At 63.2% G+C, this 15,582-nt stretch carries 15 protein-coding genes; 8 read left to right on the forward strand and 7 right to left on the reverse strand.

Features of this window, described 5'->3' with window-relative positions:
- The first annotated feature begins 33 nt into the window (after positions 1-33).
- The 6 genes from BJI67_RS06120 to BJI67_RS06145 all read left to right on the forward strand — a co-directional run bounded on the left by BJI67_RS06120 (position 34) and on the right by BJI67_RS06145 (position 6,137).
- A complete protein-coding gene (locus BJI67_RS06120; protein ID WP_070072279.1) occupies positions 34-636 on the forward strand; it encodes a phosphatidylserine decarboxylase in 603 nt (200 codons plus the stop codon).
- A gap of 32 nt (positions 637-668) precedes the next feature.
- A complete protein-coding gene (gene pssA, locus BJI67_RS06125) occupies positions 669-1,454 on the forward strand; it encodes a CDP-diacylglycerol--serine O-phosphatidyltransferase (RefSeq protein WP_070072280.1) in 786 nt (261 codons plus the stop codon).
- 217 nt (positions 1,455-1,671) lie between these two features.
- Complete coding sequence (locus tag BJI67_RS06130; protein ID WP_070072281.1) at positions 1,672-3,216, forward strand: 2-isopropylmalate synthase; 1,545 nt, start codon at positions 1,672-1,674, stop codon at positions 3,214-3,216.
- A gap of 78 nt (positions 3,217-3,294) precedes the next feature.
- Entirely contained in the window at positions 3,295-4,014 is a 720-nt protein-coding gene (locus BJI67_RS06135) for a uracil-DNA glycosylase (protein ID WP_231940908.1), read from the forward strand.
- The gene (gene rimI / locus BJI67_RS06140; RefSeq protein WP_070072282.1) at positions 4,011-4,475 is read left to right on the forward strand and encodes a ribosomal protein S18-alanine N-acetyltransferase; all 465 of its coding nucleotides are present in this window, start codon (positions 4,011-4,013) and stop codon (positions 4,473-4,475) included. Before BJI67_RS06135 ends, rimI begins: the two co-directional genes overlap by 4 nt.
- 66 nt (positions 4,476-4,541) lie before the next feature.
- A complete protein-coding gene (locus BJI67_RS06145) occupies positions 4,542-6,137 on the forward strand; it encodes a peptide chain release factor 3 (RefSeq protein ID WP_070072283.1) in 1,596 nt (531 codons plus the stop codon).
- Positions 6,138-6,160: 23 nt separating this feature from the next.
- Here BJI67_RS06145 and BJI67_RS06150 read toward each other — a convergent pair whose 3' ends face one another.
- The 7 genes from BJI67_RS06150 to BJI67_RS06180 all read right to left on the reverse strand — a co-directional run bounded on the left by BJI67_RS06150 (position 6,161) and on the right by BJI67_RS06180 (position 13,174).
- Positions 6,161-6,361 carry a YgaP family membrane protein gene (locus BJI67_RS06150; RefSeq protein WP_070072284.1) on the reverse strand — a complete coding sequence of 67 codons (201 nt, stop codon included), beginning with the start codon at positions 6,359-6,361 and terminating at the stop codon, positions 6,161-6,163.
- A gap of 57 nt (positions 6,362-6,418) precedes the next feature.
- A complete protein-coding gene (locus BJI67_RS06155) occupies positions 6,419-7,738 on the reverse strand; it encodes a citrate synthase (protein WP_070072285.1) in 1,320 nt (439 codons plus the stop codon).
- 63 nt (positions 7,739-7,801) lie between these two features.
- The gene (locus BJI67_RS06160) at positions 7,802-8,242 is read right to left on the reverse strand and encodes a phosphate-starvation-inducible PsiE family protein (protein WP_070072286.1); all 441 of its coding nucleotides are present in this window, start codon (positions 8,240-8,242) and stop codon (positions 7,802-7,804) included.
- A gap of 96 nt (positions 8,243-8,338) precedes the next feature.
- Positions 8,339-9,388: a succinylglutamate desuccinylase/aspartoacylase family protein gene (locus BJI67_RS06165; protein WP_070072287.1), complete on the reverse strand. Its 1,050-nt coding sequence runs from the start codon at positions 9,386-9,388 to the stop codon at positions 8,339-8,341.
- A gap of 5 nt (positions 9,389-9,393) precedes the next feature.
- On the reverse strand, positions 9,394-10,299 hold the full coding sequence (gene rimK / locus BJI67_RS06170) for a 30S ribosomal protein S6--L-glutamate ligase (protein WP_070072288.1): 906 nt from the start codon (positions 10,297-10,299) through the stop codon (positions 9,394-9,396).
- Complete coding sequence (locus tag BJI67_RS06175; RefSeq protein ID WP_156782047.1) at positions 10,296-10,769, reverse strand: ATP-dependent zinc protease family protein; 474 nt, start codon at positions 10,767-10,769, stop codon at positions 10,296-10,298. Before BJI67_RS06175 ends, rimK begins: the two co-directional genes overlap by 4 nt.
- Positions 10,770-10,771: 2 nt before the next feature.
- On the reverse strand, positions 10,772-13,174 hold the full coding sequence (locus tag BJI67_RS06180; protein ID WP_070072290.1) for a mechanosensitive ion channel domain-containing protein: 2,403 nt from the start codon (positions 13,172-13,174) through the stop codon (positions 10,772-10,774).
- Positions 13,175-13,402: 228 nt separating this feature from the next.
- Here BJI67_RS06180 and pstS point away from each other — a divergent pair, with 228 nt between their 5' ends.
- Entirely contained in the window at positions 13,403-14,464 is a 1,062-nt protein-coding gene (gene pstS, locus BJI67_RS06185; protein ID WP_083250681.1) for a phosphate ABC transporter substrate-binding protein PstS, read from the forward strand.
- A gap of 124 nt (positions 14,465-14,588) precedes the next feature.
- Positions 14,589-15,578, forward strand: a complete 990-nt coding sequence (gene pstC / locus BJI67_RS06190; protein WP_231940909.1) for a phosphate ABC transporter permease subunit PstC — start codon at positions 14,589-14,591, stop codon at positions 15,576-15,578.
- Positions 15,579-15,582 lie beyond the last annotated feature (4 nt).

Consider the following 15,582-nt stretch of genomic DNA (forward strand, 5'->3'; position numbering starts at 1 on the left):
GCATAGCGACGCCCAATCCCCGGAACACTAGCGATGCTGCCGATCGTCCGCGAGGGGCGCATACCCGTCTTCGGGGCCTTGGCCGTCGCCCTGGCCCTGACGGCCAGCGAAGGTGTCTGGGTTGCGGCACCGGTCTGGCTGTTGACCGTGCTGCTGTTCTTCCTGCTGCGCGAACTGCCGCGGCCTGCACCGGCCTCGCCACTGGCCGTGCTCAGCCCGGTGGACGGGCGTATCGTGTCGGTCGACGATTGCCGCGATCCCTACTGCGAACGTCCCGCGCGCTGCGTTCGTATCGTGCAGGACGCAGCTGGGCCCTACGGACTCTATGCACCGATCGAGGGCAAGCTGCTCAAGGTCTGGCGCGGTGCGCTCGCGGGCGAATCGCACCAGGCTGCGCTGTGGGTGCAGACCGACGAACTGGATGATATCGTCGTTGCGGTACGACGCCCGCGGCTGCCGGGTTATCTGCGTTGCCGGGTACATGCCGGCGAACGGGTTGGGCATGGCAGCCGTTGCGGTTTTGCGGGCTTTGGGCGTTTTCTGGATGTGTATCTGCCTGTGCGTTCGCGTATTGAAGCCGCTCCGGGCGAGCGTATGCGTGCGGGGCAGGTGATCGGCCGTCTGTTACGGGACTGAACGGCATGCGTGGCATGGGACGAGGGAAGGGGATGGAAGAGGAACACCAGGAGCAGCGCAAGGCAGCGAGACATCCGCGGGGTATCTATCTGCTGCCCAATCTGTTGACCACAGGGGCGCTGTTCGGCGGGTTCTACGCAATTGTCGCGGCCATGAACGGGCGCTACACCGCAGCCGCGATCGCGGTGTTCATCGCCATGGTGCTCGACGGCCTCGACGGGCGCGTGGCGCGCATGACCAATACGCAGAGCGCCTTCGGCGCCGAATACGACAGTCTTTCGGACATGGTGTCCTTCGGTCTCGCGCCGGCGCTGGTGATGTATCAATGGGCCCTGGTCCATTTGCACGATCTCGGCTGGTTCTGGGCCAAGGCCGGCTGGCTGGCCGCCTTCATCTATGCCGCGGCAGCCGCCTTGCGTCTGGCGCGTTTCAATACCCAGGTCGGCATCCAGGACAAGCGCTTCTTCCAGGGCTTGCCCAGTCCGTCGGCGGCGGCCGTGATGATGGGCACGGTGTGGATGTGGGAGCAGTTTTCGATCGGCGGTCGGACCATGATGGTCCCGGCACTGGTGATTACGCTGCTTTCGGGCGGGCTGATGGTGTCTGGCTTTTCCTACTACAGCTTCAAGGACATCGACCTGCGCAAGCGGGTACCCTTCGTCAGCGTGATCGTCGTGCTCAGCCTGTTCGTGCTGATCGCCCTGTGGCCGTCGATCGTGCTCTACGCATTGTTCGTGCTCTATACCCTGTCGGGCCCGCTGCACTTCGCCTGGCGTCGCTGGCGCAAGTTTCGCCAGCGGCGCGTGCAGCCGGGCTGATCGCCTTTCGGGTTCGCTTGGCAGCCCTCGGGGGCTTGGCTATCATGGCCCGCACGCGCCTGAGACGCATGGCGATCGCGCGCCGCGCGGGCGTGCAAACAGTGCCGTTCGGCGAGCGGAGGTCCATCGGCCCGCGTTCGCGGGCGGCGCGAAACGGTTTTCCGACCGATACTCTTAATGAACATCCGGCGTCAGCCGCCGGGCAGCGGGAGCAGTTATGTCCGACGATCGTCTGATCATTTTCGATACCACCCTGCGCGACGGCGAGCAGAGTCCGGGTGCGTCGATGACGCGCGACGAGAAGGTGCGTATCGCCAAGGTGCTCGAGCGCATGCGGGTCGACGTGATCGAGGCGGGCTTCCCGATCGCCAGCCCCGACGATTTCGAGGGCGTGAGCGCGGTGGCACGCGCCGTCACCGACAGCGTGGTCTGCGGGCTGGCCCGGGCGCTGGAGCGCGACATCGACCGCGCCGGCGAGGCGATCAAACCGGCCAAGGCGGGCCGCATCCATACCTTCATCGCGACCTCGCCCATCCACATGGCGCACAAGCTGCGCATGGAGCCCGACCAGGTCGTCGAGCAGGCCGTCAAGGCGGTGCACCACGCGCGTCGCTACACCGACGACGTCGAATTTTCCGCCGAGGATGCCGGCCGTTCCGAGGTCGATTTTCTCTGTCGGATCATCGAGGCGGCGATCGAGGCGGGTGCGCGCACGATCAACATCCCGGATACGGTCGGCTACAACCTGCCGGGACAGTTCGGCACGTTGATCGAGGCCCTGCTGAATCGGATTCCGAATGCCGACAAGGCCGTGTTTTCAGTGCACTGCCACAACGATCTGGGTCTCGCCGTGGCTAACTCGCTGTCGGCGGTGCAGGCCGGCGCGCGTCAGGTGGAGTGCACCATCAACGGGCTCGGCGAGCGTGCCGGCAACGCCGCATTGGAAGAGATCGTGATGACGGTGCGCACACGGCGTGACATGTTCGCCTGCGATACCGGCATCGACACCACCCAGATCGTGCCGGCCTCGCGACTGGTGTCCACCATCACCGGTTTCCCGGTGCAGCCGAACAAGGCCATCGTCGGCGCCAACGCCTTCGCGCACGAATCCGGCATCCACCAGGACGGCGTGCTCAAATCGCGCGAGACCTACGAGATCATGCGCGCCGAGGACGTGGGCTGGACCGCAAACCGCATCGTGCTCGGCAAGCACTCCGGACGCAACGCGCTGCGTACCCGGCTCAAGGAACTGGGCATCGAGTTCGCCTCCGAGGAGGAACTCAACGATGCCTTCACCCGCTTCAAGGTGCTGGCGGACAAGAAACACGAGATCTTCGATGAGGACCTGCAGGCGCTGGTGTCCGAGACGGTGGCTTCCGAAACCGGGCAGCATGTGCTGGTGTCGATGCGCGTCTGCTCCGAAACCGGCGAGGTACCGCTCGCCAAGGTCACCCTGAGCGTATACGGCGAGGAACGCTCGGCCGAGTCTGCGGGCAGCGGTCCGGTGGACGCCACCTTCCGTGCCATCGAGGCGATCGTCGACAGCAAGGCGCAGCTGCAGCTCTATTCGGTGAATAACATCACCAGCGGTACCGATGCGCAGGGCGAGGTGACGGTGCGCATGGAACGGAGCGGGCGAATCGTCAACGGCCAGGGCGCGGATACCGACATCGTGATTGCCTCGGCCAAGGCCTATCTGAGCGCCCTGGACAAGCTGGCCTCGGTGGTGCAGCGCGCGCACCCGCAACTGGGCGACGTCTGAGCGGCGCCTGATGCCCGTGGCGCAGACGCTACAATGCAAGGCTATGAAGCGCGGTCCATGCAACGGGGTGTCGGGCGGGTGAGCACGAAGACGGAATACCTGTCTGCGATGGGCATACAGCCCTGGGCGTTGCGCGCCGAGTATCGCGGCGCCCAGAGCGTGTCTTCGTCAAGTTCACAGCCTTCGCAGACGAACTCGGTCGCGCCGCCGTCTCGGCCGGTATCCCCCGAAGTATCCGGCGCTCCCGGCTGGGCCGAGCTGGAATCGGCAGTGGCCGGGTGCACGCGCTGCGCGCTCGCCGAAGGACGCACGCAGACCGTTTTCGGCGTGGGCAACCGCAAGGCCGCATGGATGATCGTCGGCGAGGGCCCCGGTGCCGAGGAGGATCGACGCGGAGAACCCTTCGTCGGGCGTGCGGGTCAGTTGCTCGACAACATGCTCGCGGCGCTCGGCTTGAACCGGGAGACCGTATACATCGCCAACGTGGTCAAATGTCGTCCGCCGGGCAACCGCGATCCCAAGCCGGAGGAGGTGGCCGCCTGCGCCGGCTATCTGGAACGCCAGATCGAACTGGTGGCGCCGCGCCTGATTCTCGCGCTGGGCCGTTTCGCGGCGCAGACCCTGCTGCAGACCGATGTGCCCGTGGGACAGCTGCGCGGGCGCGCGCATCGCTACGCGGGGCGTATCCCGCTTGTGATTACCTACCATCCGGCCTATCTGCTGCGCAGTCCCGAGCAGAAGGCGCGCGCCTGGGACGATCTCAGGCTGGCGCGCACGCAGACTCTGGAAGTCGCATGAGCACGCGTCCTCGCGAAGCGCTGCCCAAGCTCAGGCCGCTCGAGGTGCTGGATCTCGATGCACTGATGGATATCGAGCGGCGTGCGTATTCGCATCCTTGGACCGAGGCGATCTTCCGCGACTGCCTGCGCGCAGGCTATACCTGCTGGGCGCTGGATCAGCGTCAACTGCTGATCGGTTATTCGGTGACCTCGCTGGCGGTGGGTGAGTACCACATCCTGAACCTCACTGTGCGCCCGGAATCCCAGGGGCGCGGGCACGGTCGTTTCCTGCTGCGTTCGTTGTTGAACTGGGCGAAGACCCACGGGGCCGAAAACGCCTTCCTGGAGGTGCGTCCATCCAACCGCACAGCCCTGAACCTGTATCTGAGCGAGGGGTTCAACGAGGTCGGGTTGCGCAAGGCGTATTATCCGTCGCACCGGGGGCGCGAGGATGCGCTGGTGATGGCGCGGGCGCTGTAAGCCCTGGACGCAAATTTCCCTGCGGGCTATAGTCGCCCGTTTTTTTCGAGCCCTGCGGTTAAAGCCATGTCCGATCTCAGCCGCGAGGTCGCCAGAAGGCGCACCTTCGCCATCATTTCCCACCCCGACGCGGGCAAGACCACGATCACCGAAAAGCTGTTGCTGTTCGGCGGCGCGATCCAGCTCGCGGGTACGGTCAAGGGCCGCAAGGCGGCTCGCCATGCGACCTCGGACTGGATGGAGCTGGAAAAGCAGCGCGGCATTTCCGTGACTTCCTCGGTGATGCAGTTTCCCTACAAGGGACACATCGTCAACCTGCTCGATACGCCAGGCCACGAGGATTTCTCCGAGGACACCTACCGCACGCTGACCGCGGTCGACTCCGCACTGATGGTGATCGATGCCGCCAAGGGCGTCGAGGAACGCACGATCAAGCTGATGGAGGTATGCCGCCTGCGCGACACGCCGATCATCACCTTCATCAACAAGCTCGACCGCGAGGGCCGGGAACCGATCGAGCTGCTCGACGAGGTCGAGGATGTGCTCAAGATTCAATGCACCCCGGTGACCTGGCCGATCGGCATGGGCAAGCGCTTCAAGGGCGTGTATCACCTGCTGCATGATCGGGTGCATTTCTATGCGGCCGGGCAGGGCAGTCGCATGCAGACCGGCGAGACGATCGACGGGATCGACAACCCCGAGCTCGATCGCATCCTGGGCGCGCAGGCGCAGGAGCTGCGCGAGGAGATCGAACTGGTCAAGGGAGCGAGTCACGCCTTCGATCAGGAGGCCTATCTGGAGGGGCGCCAGACGCCGGTGTTCTTCGGCTCGGCGATCAACAATTTCGGCGTCGCCGAGCTGCTCGACGCCTTCGTCGAACAGGCCCCCGCGCCCCAGCCGAGGGCGACTGCGAGTCGCAAGGTGGATCCTCTGGAGCCCGCGCTGACCGGCTTCGTATTCAAGATACAGGCGAACATGGACCCGCAGCACCGCGACCGCATCGCCTTCATGCGCGTGTGTTCTGGGCAGTTCGAAAAGGGCATGAAGCTGCGCCACGTACGCATCGGCAAGGACGTCAAGATCAGCGACGCGCTAACCTTCATGGCCTCGGACCGCGAGCATGTCGAGCACGCCTATGCCGGCGACATCATCGGCATTCACAACCACGGCACCATCCGTATCGGCGATACCTTCACCCAGGGCGAGACGCTGCAGTTCACCGGCATCCCCAACTTCGCGCCCGAGTTGTTCCGCCGCGCGCAACTGCGCGATCCCATGCGCATGAAGGCGCTGCAGAAGGGCTTGACCCAACTGTGCGAGGAGGGGGCGACCCAGCTGTATCATCCGCTGCGCAACAACGACCTGATCCTGGGCGCGGTCGGGGTGCTGCAGTTCGACGTGGTCGCGCATCGGTTGCGTGACGAATATGGGGTGGATTGCCTGTTCGAGCCGGTGAACGTGACCACGGCGAGATGGGTCACCTCATCCGACGAGAAGATCTTACGGGAGTTTCGCGATAAGGCAGCCGCCAATCTGGCCCTGGATCATGGCGGGGATCTGGTCTACATCGCGCCGACGCGGGTGAATCTGCAGATGGCGCAGGAACGCTGGCCGGAAGTGAGTTTTTACGAGACCCGCGAACACGGCACGGCGCTTGAATAAGCGCCGTGCCGCTGCGCGGCATATCAGAAGGCGTCTGCAGGACGCACGCCGAGCTTCTTGAGGATGGTTACCAGCGGGCAGAAGCCAGTGAACGCGGACTGGAACAGGTTCGCGCCGACGAACGCGGTGAACCACAGCCAGTTCGGGTTGACGAAATGCGCCAGCAGTAGGCTGATCAGGATGAAGGTGCCGGCGGTAGCCATGACGATACGGGTGATGGACATCTAGTTCTCCTCGGGAAATTAAATATTAGCAAACACTAATTCTTGTCCGCCGCTGGGTCAACCGTGGCGTGCGCGCGTTTCCAGCGGCACGTAGTCGCGGGCCACATAGCCCGTGTACAGCTGCCGCGGCCGGCCGATGCGCGATTTCGGGTCGGCCATCATCTCCATCCAGTGCGCTACCCAGCCGACGGTACGCGCCATCGAGAAGATGACGGTGAACATGTTCAGCGGAATTCCAATGGCACGCAGGATGATGCCGGAATAGAAGTCCACGTTCGGGTATAGGTTGCGCTCCTTGAAGTAATCGTCCTGCAATGCAATGCGCTCGAGTTCCATGGCGATGTCGAACAGCTCCTGGTTCGGGTTGTCCTCGCCGAGCCCGGAGAGCAGGTCGTGGCAGACCTTGCGGATGATGCGCGCGCGCGGGTCGTAATTCTTGTAGACGCGGTGCCCGAAACCCATCAGCCGGTAACGATCTTCCTTGTCCTTTGCACGGTCGACATAGTGTTGCACTGGCCTGCCTTCCGCGACGATTTCATCGAGCATGCTGATCACGGCCTCGTTGGCACCGCCATGCGCGGGTCCCCACAGCGAGGCGATGCCCGCGGAGATGGCGGCGAAGGGGTTGGCCTCCGAACTGCCGGTCAGGCGCACGGTCGAGGTCGAGGCGTTCTGCTCGTGATCGGCGTGCAGGATCAGTATGAGGTCCAGTGCTCGCACGAATCGTGCGTCCGGCACGAAGGGTTCGGTGGGCACGGCGAACATCATGCGCAGGAAGTTTTCGGTGAAACCGAGCTTGTTGTCGGGATAGACGAAGGGTTCGCCGATAGAGTGCTTGTAGCTCCAGGCGGCAATGGTCGGCATCTTGGCGATCAGGCGGTGCGCCGATATCTCGCGTTGGCGGGCATTGTGCACGTCGGTCGAATCGCTGTAGAACGCTGACAGTGCACCAACCACACCGACCATGGTGGCCATCGGGTGGGCATCGTGACGGAAGGCGCTCATGAAACGGCGCATGGCTTCATGCAGCATGGTGTGACGGGTGATGTGATTGCCGAATTCGCCCAGTTCCGTGGCGCTGGGTAACTCGCCGTACAGGAGCAGATAGCAGACTTCCAGGTAGCTGCTGTGCTCGGCCAGTTGTTCGATGGGGTAACCGCGGTAGCGCAGAATTCCCTCGTTGCCGTCGATGTAGGTGATGGCGCTCTGGCAGCTGGCGGTCGACAGGAAACCGGGATCGTAGGTGAAGTAACCCAGCTCACGATAGAGTGTGCGCACGTCGATCGTGGCTGGACCGTCCGCCCCGCGCAGAACGGGCAGTTCGATCTGCTTGCCCGTGAGGTTGTCGGTCAGCGTAACGGTATCCTTGTCGGTCATGGCGCTCTCCTGGTCCGGTGTCGCGTCGGCTGGGCGATTATCGTAGCAGATCAGGTGACAGCTTCAGTTGTCATCATTGTTCAATCCCAGGGCTTCGCCACGCTGATAGACGAGTACGGAACCGATGCGTAGGGCGCCGAGCACGAACAACAAGGCACTCAGGGCGTAGGTTCGGTCGACGATGAGCTTGCCTTCGAACAGTTCGATCATGATTTCGCGCAGCACGAAGACGATGGCGGCATCGACAATGAAGGTCAGGCGCAGACGATTGACCCGGAAATACTCAGCCAGCGAGCGCGACAGTTCGATCAGTACGAACAGCGACAGTACCTCGGAGATGATGTCGAGATAGCCGCGTGTGATTTCATCGGATCGCGCCATCTCGAACACCTGCATGAACAGATGCCCGGTGCCCAGGATGATGCCGATGGTCAGAAACAGCAGCATGAGCCCGAACACGATGCCGGTGACGCGGTTGAACAGACGTTTGGGGCTGAATTGCATCTAAATTCCTTGTCGTTGGCATGCGATGTCGGTGGGCTTGCGACGGGAGCATCTTCGCCGTCCGTGCCCGTTCTGTCCAGAAGCCGCGGCTACGATTCAGACGTCGGGCTCGGCCCCTGGCGGCTGAAAGTCCGCACCCAGCGAGGGCTCGCCCTGGAATATTTCCAGGCTGCTGACGACCGCCTCCGGGGCCTTGAAGCGCGCGAGATGATAGAGCGCCTCACCCTCGTGGATCAGCGGTATCTGCGTGCGCCCGATGACCACGCCGGCCGCCGGTGCACGCACCTCGCTCTCGTTGTCGCCGAAGGGGTCGGCCACGATGCCGAGCAATGCATCGCGATCGACGTAGGCGCCGAGGGCGGCGTAGCTGCGCAGAATGCCGCTGGCCGGCGCCCGGACCCAGCTCGAGCCATACGCCACGAAGGGCCGTGCGTCGCTGCGCCGGGGTTTGCGTGCGGGCGGCAGCATATCGAGCGCACGCATGACGTTGAGGATGCCGGAGACGCCGAGGCGCACGCTCAGATCGTCGAAGCGCAGGGCCTCGCCGGCCTCGTAGAGCAGAATGGGCACGCCGACTGCGTCCGCTGCCTGGCGCAACGAGCCTTCCGGCAGTTCGCCGTTGAGCAGCACGCTGACGCCGAAGGCGCGTGCCAGGCGGCCGATTTCGGGATCGTCAAGGTTGGCGCGGATCTGCGGCAGGTTGGTGCGATGGACCGCACCGGTGTGTAGGTCGATGCCGTGGCTGCATCGTGCCACGACCTCGCTCAGGAAGGCGTTGGCGATGCGTGCCGCCAGGCTGCCATGATCGGAGCCGGGAAAACTGCGGTTGAGGTCGCGGCGGTCTGGCAGATAGCGCGACTGGGCGACCAGCCCGTAGACATTGACCACCGGAACGGCGATCAGCGTGCCGCGCAGGCGGTCGAGCTGCCGGTGCGCGAGCAGACGACGGATGATCTCGACGCCGTTGATCTCGTCGCCGTGCACCGCCGCGCAGACCAGCAGGCGCGGTCCCGGCCGGCGTCCATGCACGACGTGCAGACGCATGGTCAGCGGGGTATGGGTATAGAGCGGCGGCAACGGCAGTTCGATCGCGCAACGCGTGCCGGGGGCAATCTGGCGGCCCAGTATCTCGAAGCCTTCTCGCATGCCGCCTAGCCCTTGCCGCGAGTACGCGTCCGATTGGGCCGGGCGTTCTGTTCGATGAAGCGGACGATGTCGCTGGCGATGTCCTTGCCCGTGGTGTTCTCGATGCCTTCGAGCCCGGGCGAGGAGTTCACCTCCATCACCACCGGGCCATGGTTTGAGCGCAGAATGTCGACCCCGCAGACGTTGAGGCCCATGATCTTGGCGGCACTGACCGCCGTGGCACGTTCCTGCGGCGTCAGGCGGATGGGTAGACCCTTGCCGCCGCGATGCAGATTGGAGCGGAACTCGCCTTCCTTGGCCTGCCGTTTCATTGCCGCGATGACCTTGCCGCCGATCACGAAGCAGCGGATGTCGGCACCGCCGGCCTCCTTGATGAATTCCTGCGCCAGGATGTTGGTCTTGAGTCCCATGAAGGCCTGAATGACGCTCGCCGCGGCCTGGCGGGTCTCGGCCAGCACCACGCCGACGCCCTGGGTCCCCTCGATCAGCTTGAGCACCATCGGCGTACCGCCGACGAGGTCGAGCAGGTCGTCGATGTCGTCCGGCGAATGGGCGAAACCGGTCACCGGCAGACCGATGCCCTTGCGCGAGAGCAGCTGCAGCGAACGCAGCTTGTCGCGCGCACGGCTGATGGCCACGGATTCGTTGACCGGGAACACGCCCATCATCTCGAACTGACGCAGCACGGCGGTGCCGTAGAAGGTGATCGAAGCGCCAATGCGCGGGATCACCGCGTCCACATCCTCGATCGGCTCGCCCTTGTAATGGATCGAGGGCTTGAGCGAAGTGATGTTCATATAGCAGCGCAGGGGATCAAGAACGATGACTTCGTGCTCGCGCGCCTCCGCCGCTTCGATCAGGCGCCGCGTGGAATAGAGCCTGCGGTTGCGCGACAGGATCGCAATCCTCATGGGAGTGATTCCGGGGTGGTGGACGGATTGGCCGCCAGGAAGGAGCGCGTCGGGTCGACCAGGAAGCGGTGATGCATCGCCGTGCGTCCGAGTAGCATGCGAAAGTGCATGGTATCGCGATTGGTCAGGGTCAGTTCAATAGGCATGACCCAGGCGCCGATCACCACCGGGGTCTGGATGACCAGACGGCGCTCGCGATGGCCGCCCGAATCGCTGACTACGCGCGCGTCGATGACGGGGGCATCGCACTCGACTACGCGAGCGGTGTCGTCCTGGTCTGGGTGCAGGCGGAAACGGACGCGCGGGCGCCCGTCGGCGTCATGATAGGGCTCGCTGTAAAAGGCATGCAGGGCCGAGGTGCGCGCGCCGGTGTCGACCTTGCATTTGATGCGGTCGATGCCCAGCTGGGGCAGAGCGACCCATTCGCGCCAGCCCAGACAGCGCGGCGTTGACGAGATCGTGGCACTCATCCTCATCCCGGCGGCGTCTGCCCGGACGGCGTGGCCGGCTCTGGAGGTTCAGCTGCGGGCGACTGCGGCATTGGGCGTACATCGTCGTCCGCATCGGCATCCGCGGCGTCCTGCGGAGCGCGGATTATATGGATATCGCGCTGCGGGAAGGGAATCGAGATCCCAACCTTTCGGAAGGCGGCGTCGATGGCGAAATTCAGATCGCTCAGCACCGACAGGCGGTTGCTGACGTCGCGGATATAGGCGCGCAGTTCGAAATTGAGCGAGCTGTCGCCAAAGGACATGAACAGCACGTAGGGATCGGGAATCGCCGCATCGCCGAGTACGATCTGTGGATGCTCGTGGGCGACGGCGAGCAAGGTCTCCTTGACCAGCTGGGTATCGGTCCCGTAGGCCACGCCGATGGGTGCGCGAACGCGTCCGAAGGTGTCGCGCAGCATCCAGTTGGTTACCGGGCCCGAGATGAGATCGGAGTTCGGTACCACCACGTCGGCCCGGTCGAAGGTCTCGATCTGCGTCGAGCGGATGCTGATCTTGCGTACGTGTCCCTCGACCTGGCCGACAGTGACCCAGTCGCCGGTGCGGATAGGGCGTTCGAAAAGCAGGATCAGGCCGGAGACGAAGTTGTTGACGATGTTCTGAAGTCCGAAGCCGATGCCCACCGACAGGGCACCGGCGATCAGTGCGAGATTCTGGAAATTGAAGCCGGCAACCGAGAGGGCGATCAAGCCGGCGGCGATCGCGGCCAGATAACCGGTGATGGCAACCGCGGCCTCGCGGGCACCGCGTTCCATACGGGCATGAACGAGACGTTGATCCAGTGCCGAACGGGCCCAGGAACCGATCGACAGCAGCAGGGCGAGCACCAGCAGTGCAATGGCGATGCGCGAAGGGACGATACTGATTTTGCCCAGAGTGAAGCCGTGGGTCAGATAGTGGAACAGCAGGGCCTGCCCGGCCGCTGAGAGCCCCCAGATACGCAACAGAACGAACAATACCACGGCCAGTACGGCTGCATTGAGCAGCAGGCGCAGCCAGAACAACCCAGGAATGAAGCCGTCCTCGCGCAATGCAAGGCGACGGCGCAGGCGTTGCTCCCAGGGGTGGCGGCCTTCCTCCAGGCTGTTGAACAGATCGTTGATCAGGGTGACGACGAGCCAGGTCAGCAACAAGACGATCAGCGAGTACACGATGCCGCCGACGATGAACTGGCTGAGATTGCGGTAACCCAGCCATTCCGCGATCAGGCCGGCCACCAGTGCAGCCGAGAAACCAAGTTGCACGATGCCGAGCCCGCTGCGGTGCCGTAGACGCCGGAACAGCCACAGCGTGACAAGCAGGTTGGCGACGAACAGTGCACCCCAGAACGAGCGTGCCAGCAAGATGATCGACTCGTTCATCGCATCCGTCAGCGGCGTCGCGAACAGGATCAGACCGATTAGCGCGTTGAAGGTAAGCCAGCGCAGAGTCCGTGCGAACGAGTGGCACAGGTCTGCCGGGAAGGGCAGGTGGTGGCTTGCGGGGGGCGGTGGGTCGAACACGCCGCGAATCACGACCAGGGCTAGATGGTAGACGAAGAGTACGAAGCTCACCGCCGCCAGTACCGGCCAGGGACCGCCCTCCTGTCCGGATACGAGCCAGAACACCGACCATACGCCGGTGAGCAGCAATCCCGGTCGATAGCGATTGAGGCTTACGATGAGGGCGAGGGCGATGGCGCGCGCATGATCCTTGGCCGGATCGACGGGACGCAGTCGAGCATACAGGCGCTTGCGCCCGAACAGGCCTGCGAATAAGCCGAGCGCACTCAACAAGGCCAGTAGAGCCCCACTCAGGGGGGTGAGGTCTCCCAGGTGCATTTGCAGATCAGGCCAGTGCACCCAGTCTTTGATCGGAGGGGGCGAGCTCAGGTAGGCGCCAATCAGGGAGACAGTGCCGCGCCCGCGAATCATCAGCTGGGTCGCCATCTCTTTGCTTCGACGTGTCTGCAGCGACTTGTACAGCGCATTGCTGTTGACGAGGAGCAGTCTGCAATCTGCGAGGTTTTGTGCAGCCTGCGCAGCCTGTCGTTCGAGGCTGTAGCGTTTGGAGGTGACCTGCCAGGATTCCCCCTTGACCAGGGGGCCAAGGGCCGTGATTTCCGCCTTGAGGGACTGCGCGGCACTCTGCTGCGAAGTGACGCAGGCCTCCGCCTGTTGGCGGTCACGCACCACTTCATCGAGCCATTGTTGCAGTTGTGTGACGCCGATCAGCTCGTTTTGGAGCTGGTTCTGGATATCGGAGACCGATTGCTGAGCCGATCGTAACTGGGCTGCATCGAAGTCCGAGGGCTTTGCGTAAGCCGTGCCTGAGCCCAGCAATGCAAGCGCACTGCAGACCAAAAATACATTTCTGATCAATCGCATAAGTGATGTCGGTTCGGGTTTGGCAAGCGGTGTCAGGCAGGCGCTCTTTGGTGGTGTGTTTTGCGCCCGAAAATCCTAGCACACCGGCGTATGCAGCATGGATGAGGCGGGAAGAGATGTCACGACACTGTCATATGGCCTGCCTAGACTGCCGATAGCCAGTTGACGAGGGGGGGACCCCGATTCTGGCGGGCTTGATTACATACACCATAATCGAGGTACACAGACATGTTGAGGTATATCAACGCGGGCTTGGTCGTCGGGGCTGCCCTGATGGCATCGGGCGTGGCCCAGGCAGAAATCAAACAGATCAACGGCGCCGGTGCGACGTTCCCGTATCCGGTCTACTCCCAGTGGGCCGACGCCTACCACAAGGCCAAGGGCGTCGAATTCAATTACCAGGCGATCGGTTCCGGCGGTGGCATCAAGCAGGTCAAGGCCAAGACGGTCGATTTCGGCGCCTCCGATGCCCCGCTCAAGGCCGAGGAGCTGGACAAACACGGCCTGATGCAGTTCCCCATGATCATGGGCGGCGTCGTTCCGGTGGTGAACATTCATGGCCTCGGCATGGGGCATATGCGCCTGGACGGCGAAGTCCTGGCCGACGTCTTCCTCGGCAAGATCAAGTACTGGGACGACAAGGCGATCAAGGCGCTCAATCCCGAACTCAAGCTGCCGCACCGTGCGATCACGGTGGTACACCGTTCCGATGGTTCGGGTACGACCTTCATCTACACCAACTACCTGACCAAGGTCAGCAAGTCGTGGGCGGATAAGGTCGGCAACAACAAGTCGGTCGACTGGCCAGTGGGCGTGGGCGGCAAGGGCAATCAGGGCGTGGCCAACTATGTGAACCGCATCAACGGTTCGATCGGCTACGTCGAGTATGCCTATGCGCTGCAGAACAAGATGAACTATGTGCGCCTGAAAAATCATGACGGGCACTATGTCGCACCGACGGCGGAAAACTTCCAGTCTGCGGCGGCAGGGGCCGACTGGCAGCATGCCCCTGGCTATTACATGGTGCTGACCGACCAGCCCGGTGCGAAGAGCTGGCCGATCACCGGTGCCAGCTTCATTCTGGTGTACAAACAGGCAGACAAGCCGGAGGTGACCAAGGCCGTCCTTAAGTTCTTTGACTGGTCTTACCATCATGGGCAGTCGATGGCCGAGAAACTCGACTACGTGCCGATGCCTGAAGCGGTCGTGCGGATGGTCGAGGCGACCTGGGCAAATGACATCAAGGGTGCCGATGGCACCGCCGTATGGTCCGCAGCAGATTCCATGTAAGCCGCCGCTACCGGCACGCGGACAGGGGGACGACTCCGTCGTCCCCCTGTTTTGTTTTGTCTCGCAAGGCCGATGCCTGTAAATTCACCCTCTGGACCTTCGTGCCATGCCTCCGATGACCTCCGTGAATACTGACAGCGGGCAGAAGACGTTTGCCCATGGCTCGGTCGCTGCCGTACGCCCCATTGTCTGGGGGGACCGCGCATTCCGTCTGACCACCCAGTTTTTCGCGCTGGCCGTATTGCTGGTGCTTGCGGTCATTCTGGCGACACTGGCCTGGGCGGCCTGGCCCGCCTTCCGCCATTTCGGCTGGGATTTCCTGGCGAGCACGGAATGGAATCCGGTCACCCAGCAGTTCGGCGCACTGTCGCCGATGGTCGGCACGCTGGTGACCTCTCTGATCGCAATGCTGATCGGTATACCGGTCAGTTTCGGCATTGCCCTGTTCATCACCGAAATCGCACCGGTCTGGCTCAGGCGGCCGGTAGGCACCGCGATCGAGCTGCTCGCCGCCATCCCCTCGATTATCTATGGCATGTGGGGGCTGTTCGTCTTCGCGCCTTTCTTCACCGACTATATCCAACCGCTGATGAGCGAAACGCTGGGCGCGATTCCTCTGGTCGGTGTGGTATTTCAAGGCCCACAGATCGGTATCAGCGTCTTCAATGCTGGCTTCATCCTGGCCATCATGGTGATCCCGTTCATCGCGGCGATCACGCGCGACGTGTTTGATGTCGTACCGCGAACGCTCAAGGAATCGGCCTATGCGATGGGGTTGACCCGCTGGGAGGTCATCTGGCGTGTGGTGCTGCCATTCACCAAGGTCGGCGTGATCGGCGGTATCATGTTGGGTCTAGGCCGCGCACTGGGCGAGACCATGGCTGTCACCTTCGTGATCGGCAATTCGCACGATCTGCATCTTTCGCTGTTCATGCCGGGCAATACGATTTCTTCCACGCTGGCCAACGAGTTCACCGAAGCGGACGGCGAGTTGTATACCTCATCGCTGATCGCGCTGGGGTTTCTACTGTTCGTGATTACGGTGATCGTGTTGTCCTTCGCCCGTCTGCTGCTGATGCGCCTCGAACGCGCACAGGGTGGCCAAAAGGCCTGAGGGA

It is taken from the genome of Acidihalobacter aeolianus, assembly GCF_001753165.1.
GTDB lineage: Bacteria > Pseudomonadota > Gammaproteobacteria > DSM-5130 > Acidihalobacteraceae > Acidihalobacter > Acidihalobacter aeolianus.

Coding starts and splice junctions, on each gene's coding strand:
- BJI67_RS06120 (WP_070072279.1), top strand. CDS start 34: ATGCTGCCGATCGTCCGCGAGGGGCGCATACCCGTCTTCGGGGCCTTG.
- pssA (WP_070072280.1), top strand. CDS start 669: ATGGAAGAGGAACACCAGGAGCAGCGCAAGGCAGCGAGACATCCGCGG.
- BJI67_RS06130 (WP_070072281.1), top strand. CDS start 1,672: ATGTCCGACGATCGTCTGATCATTTTCGATACCACCCTGCGCGACGGC.
- rimI (WP_070072282.1), top strand. CDS start 4,011: ATGAGCACGCGTCCTCGCGAAGCGCTGCCCAAGCTCAGGCCGCTCGAG.
- BJI67_RS06145 (WP_070072283.1), top strand. CDS start 4,542: ATGTCCGATCTCAGCCGCGAGGTCGCCAGAAGGCGCACCTTCGCCATC.
- BJI67_RS06150 (WP_070072284.1), bottom strand. CDS start 6,361: ATGTCCATCACCCGTATCGTCATGGCTACCGCCGGCACCTTCATCCTG.
- BJI67_RS06155 (WP_070072285.1), bottom strand. CDS start 7,738: ATGACCGACAAGGATACCGTTACGCTGACCGACAACCTCACGGGCAAG.
- BJI67_RS06160 (WP_070072286.1), bottom strand. CDS start 8,242: ATGCAATTCAGCCCCAAACGTCTGTTCAACCGCGTCACCGGCATCGTG.
- BJI67_RS06165 (WP_070072287.1), bottom strand. CDS start 9,388: ATGCGAGAAGGCTTCGAGATACTGGGCCGCCAGATTGCCCCCGGCACG.
- rimK (WP_070072288.1), bottom strand. CDS start 10,299: ATGAGGATTGCGATCCTGTCGCGCAACCGCAGGCTCTATTCCACGCGG.
- BJI67_RS06175 (WP_156782047.1), bottom strand. CDS start 10,769: ATGAGTGCCACGATCTCGTCAACGCCGCGCTGTCTGGGCTGGCGCGAA.
- BJI67_RS06180 (WP_070072290.1), bottom strand. CDS start 13,174: ATGCGATTGATCAGAAATGTATTTTTGGTCTGCAGTGCGCTTGCATTG.
- pstS (WP_083250681.1), top strand. CDS start 13,403: ATGTTGAGGTATATCAACGCGGGCTTGGTCGTCGGGGCTGCCCTGATG.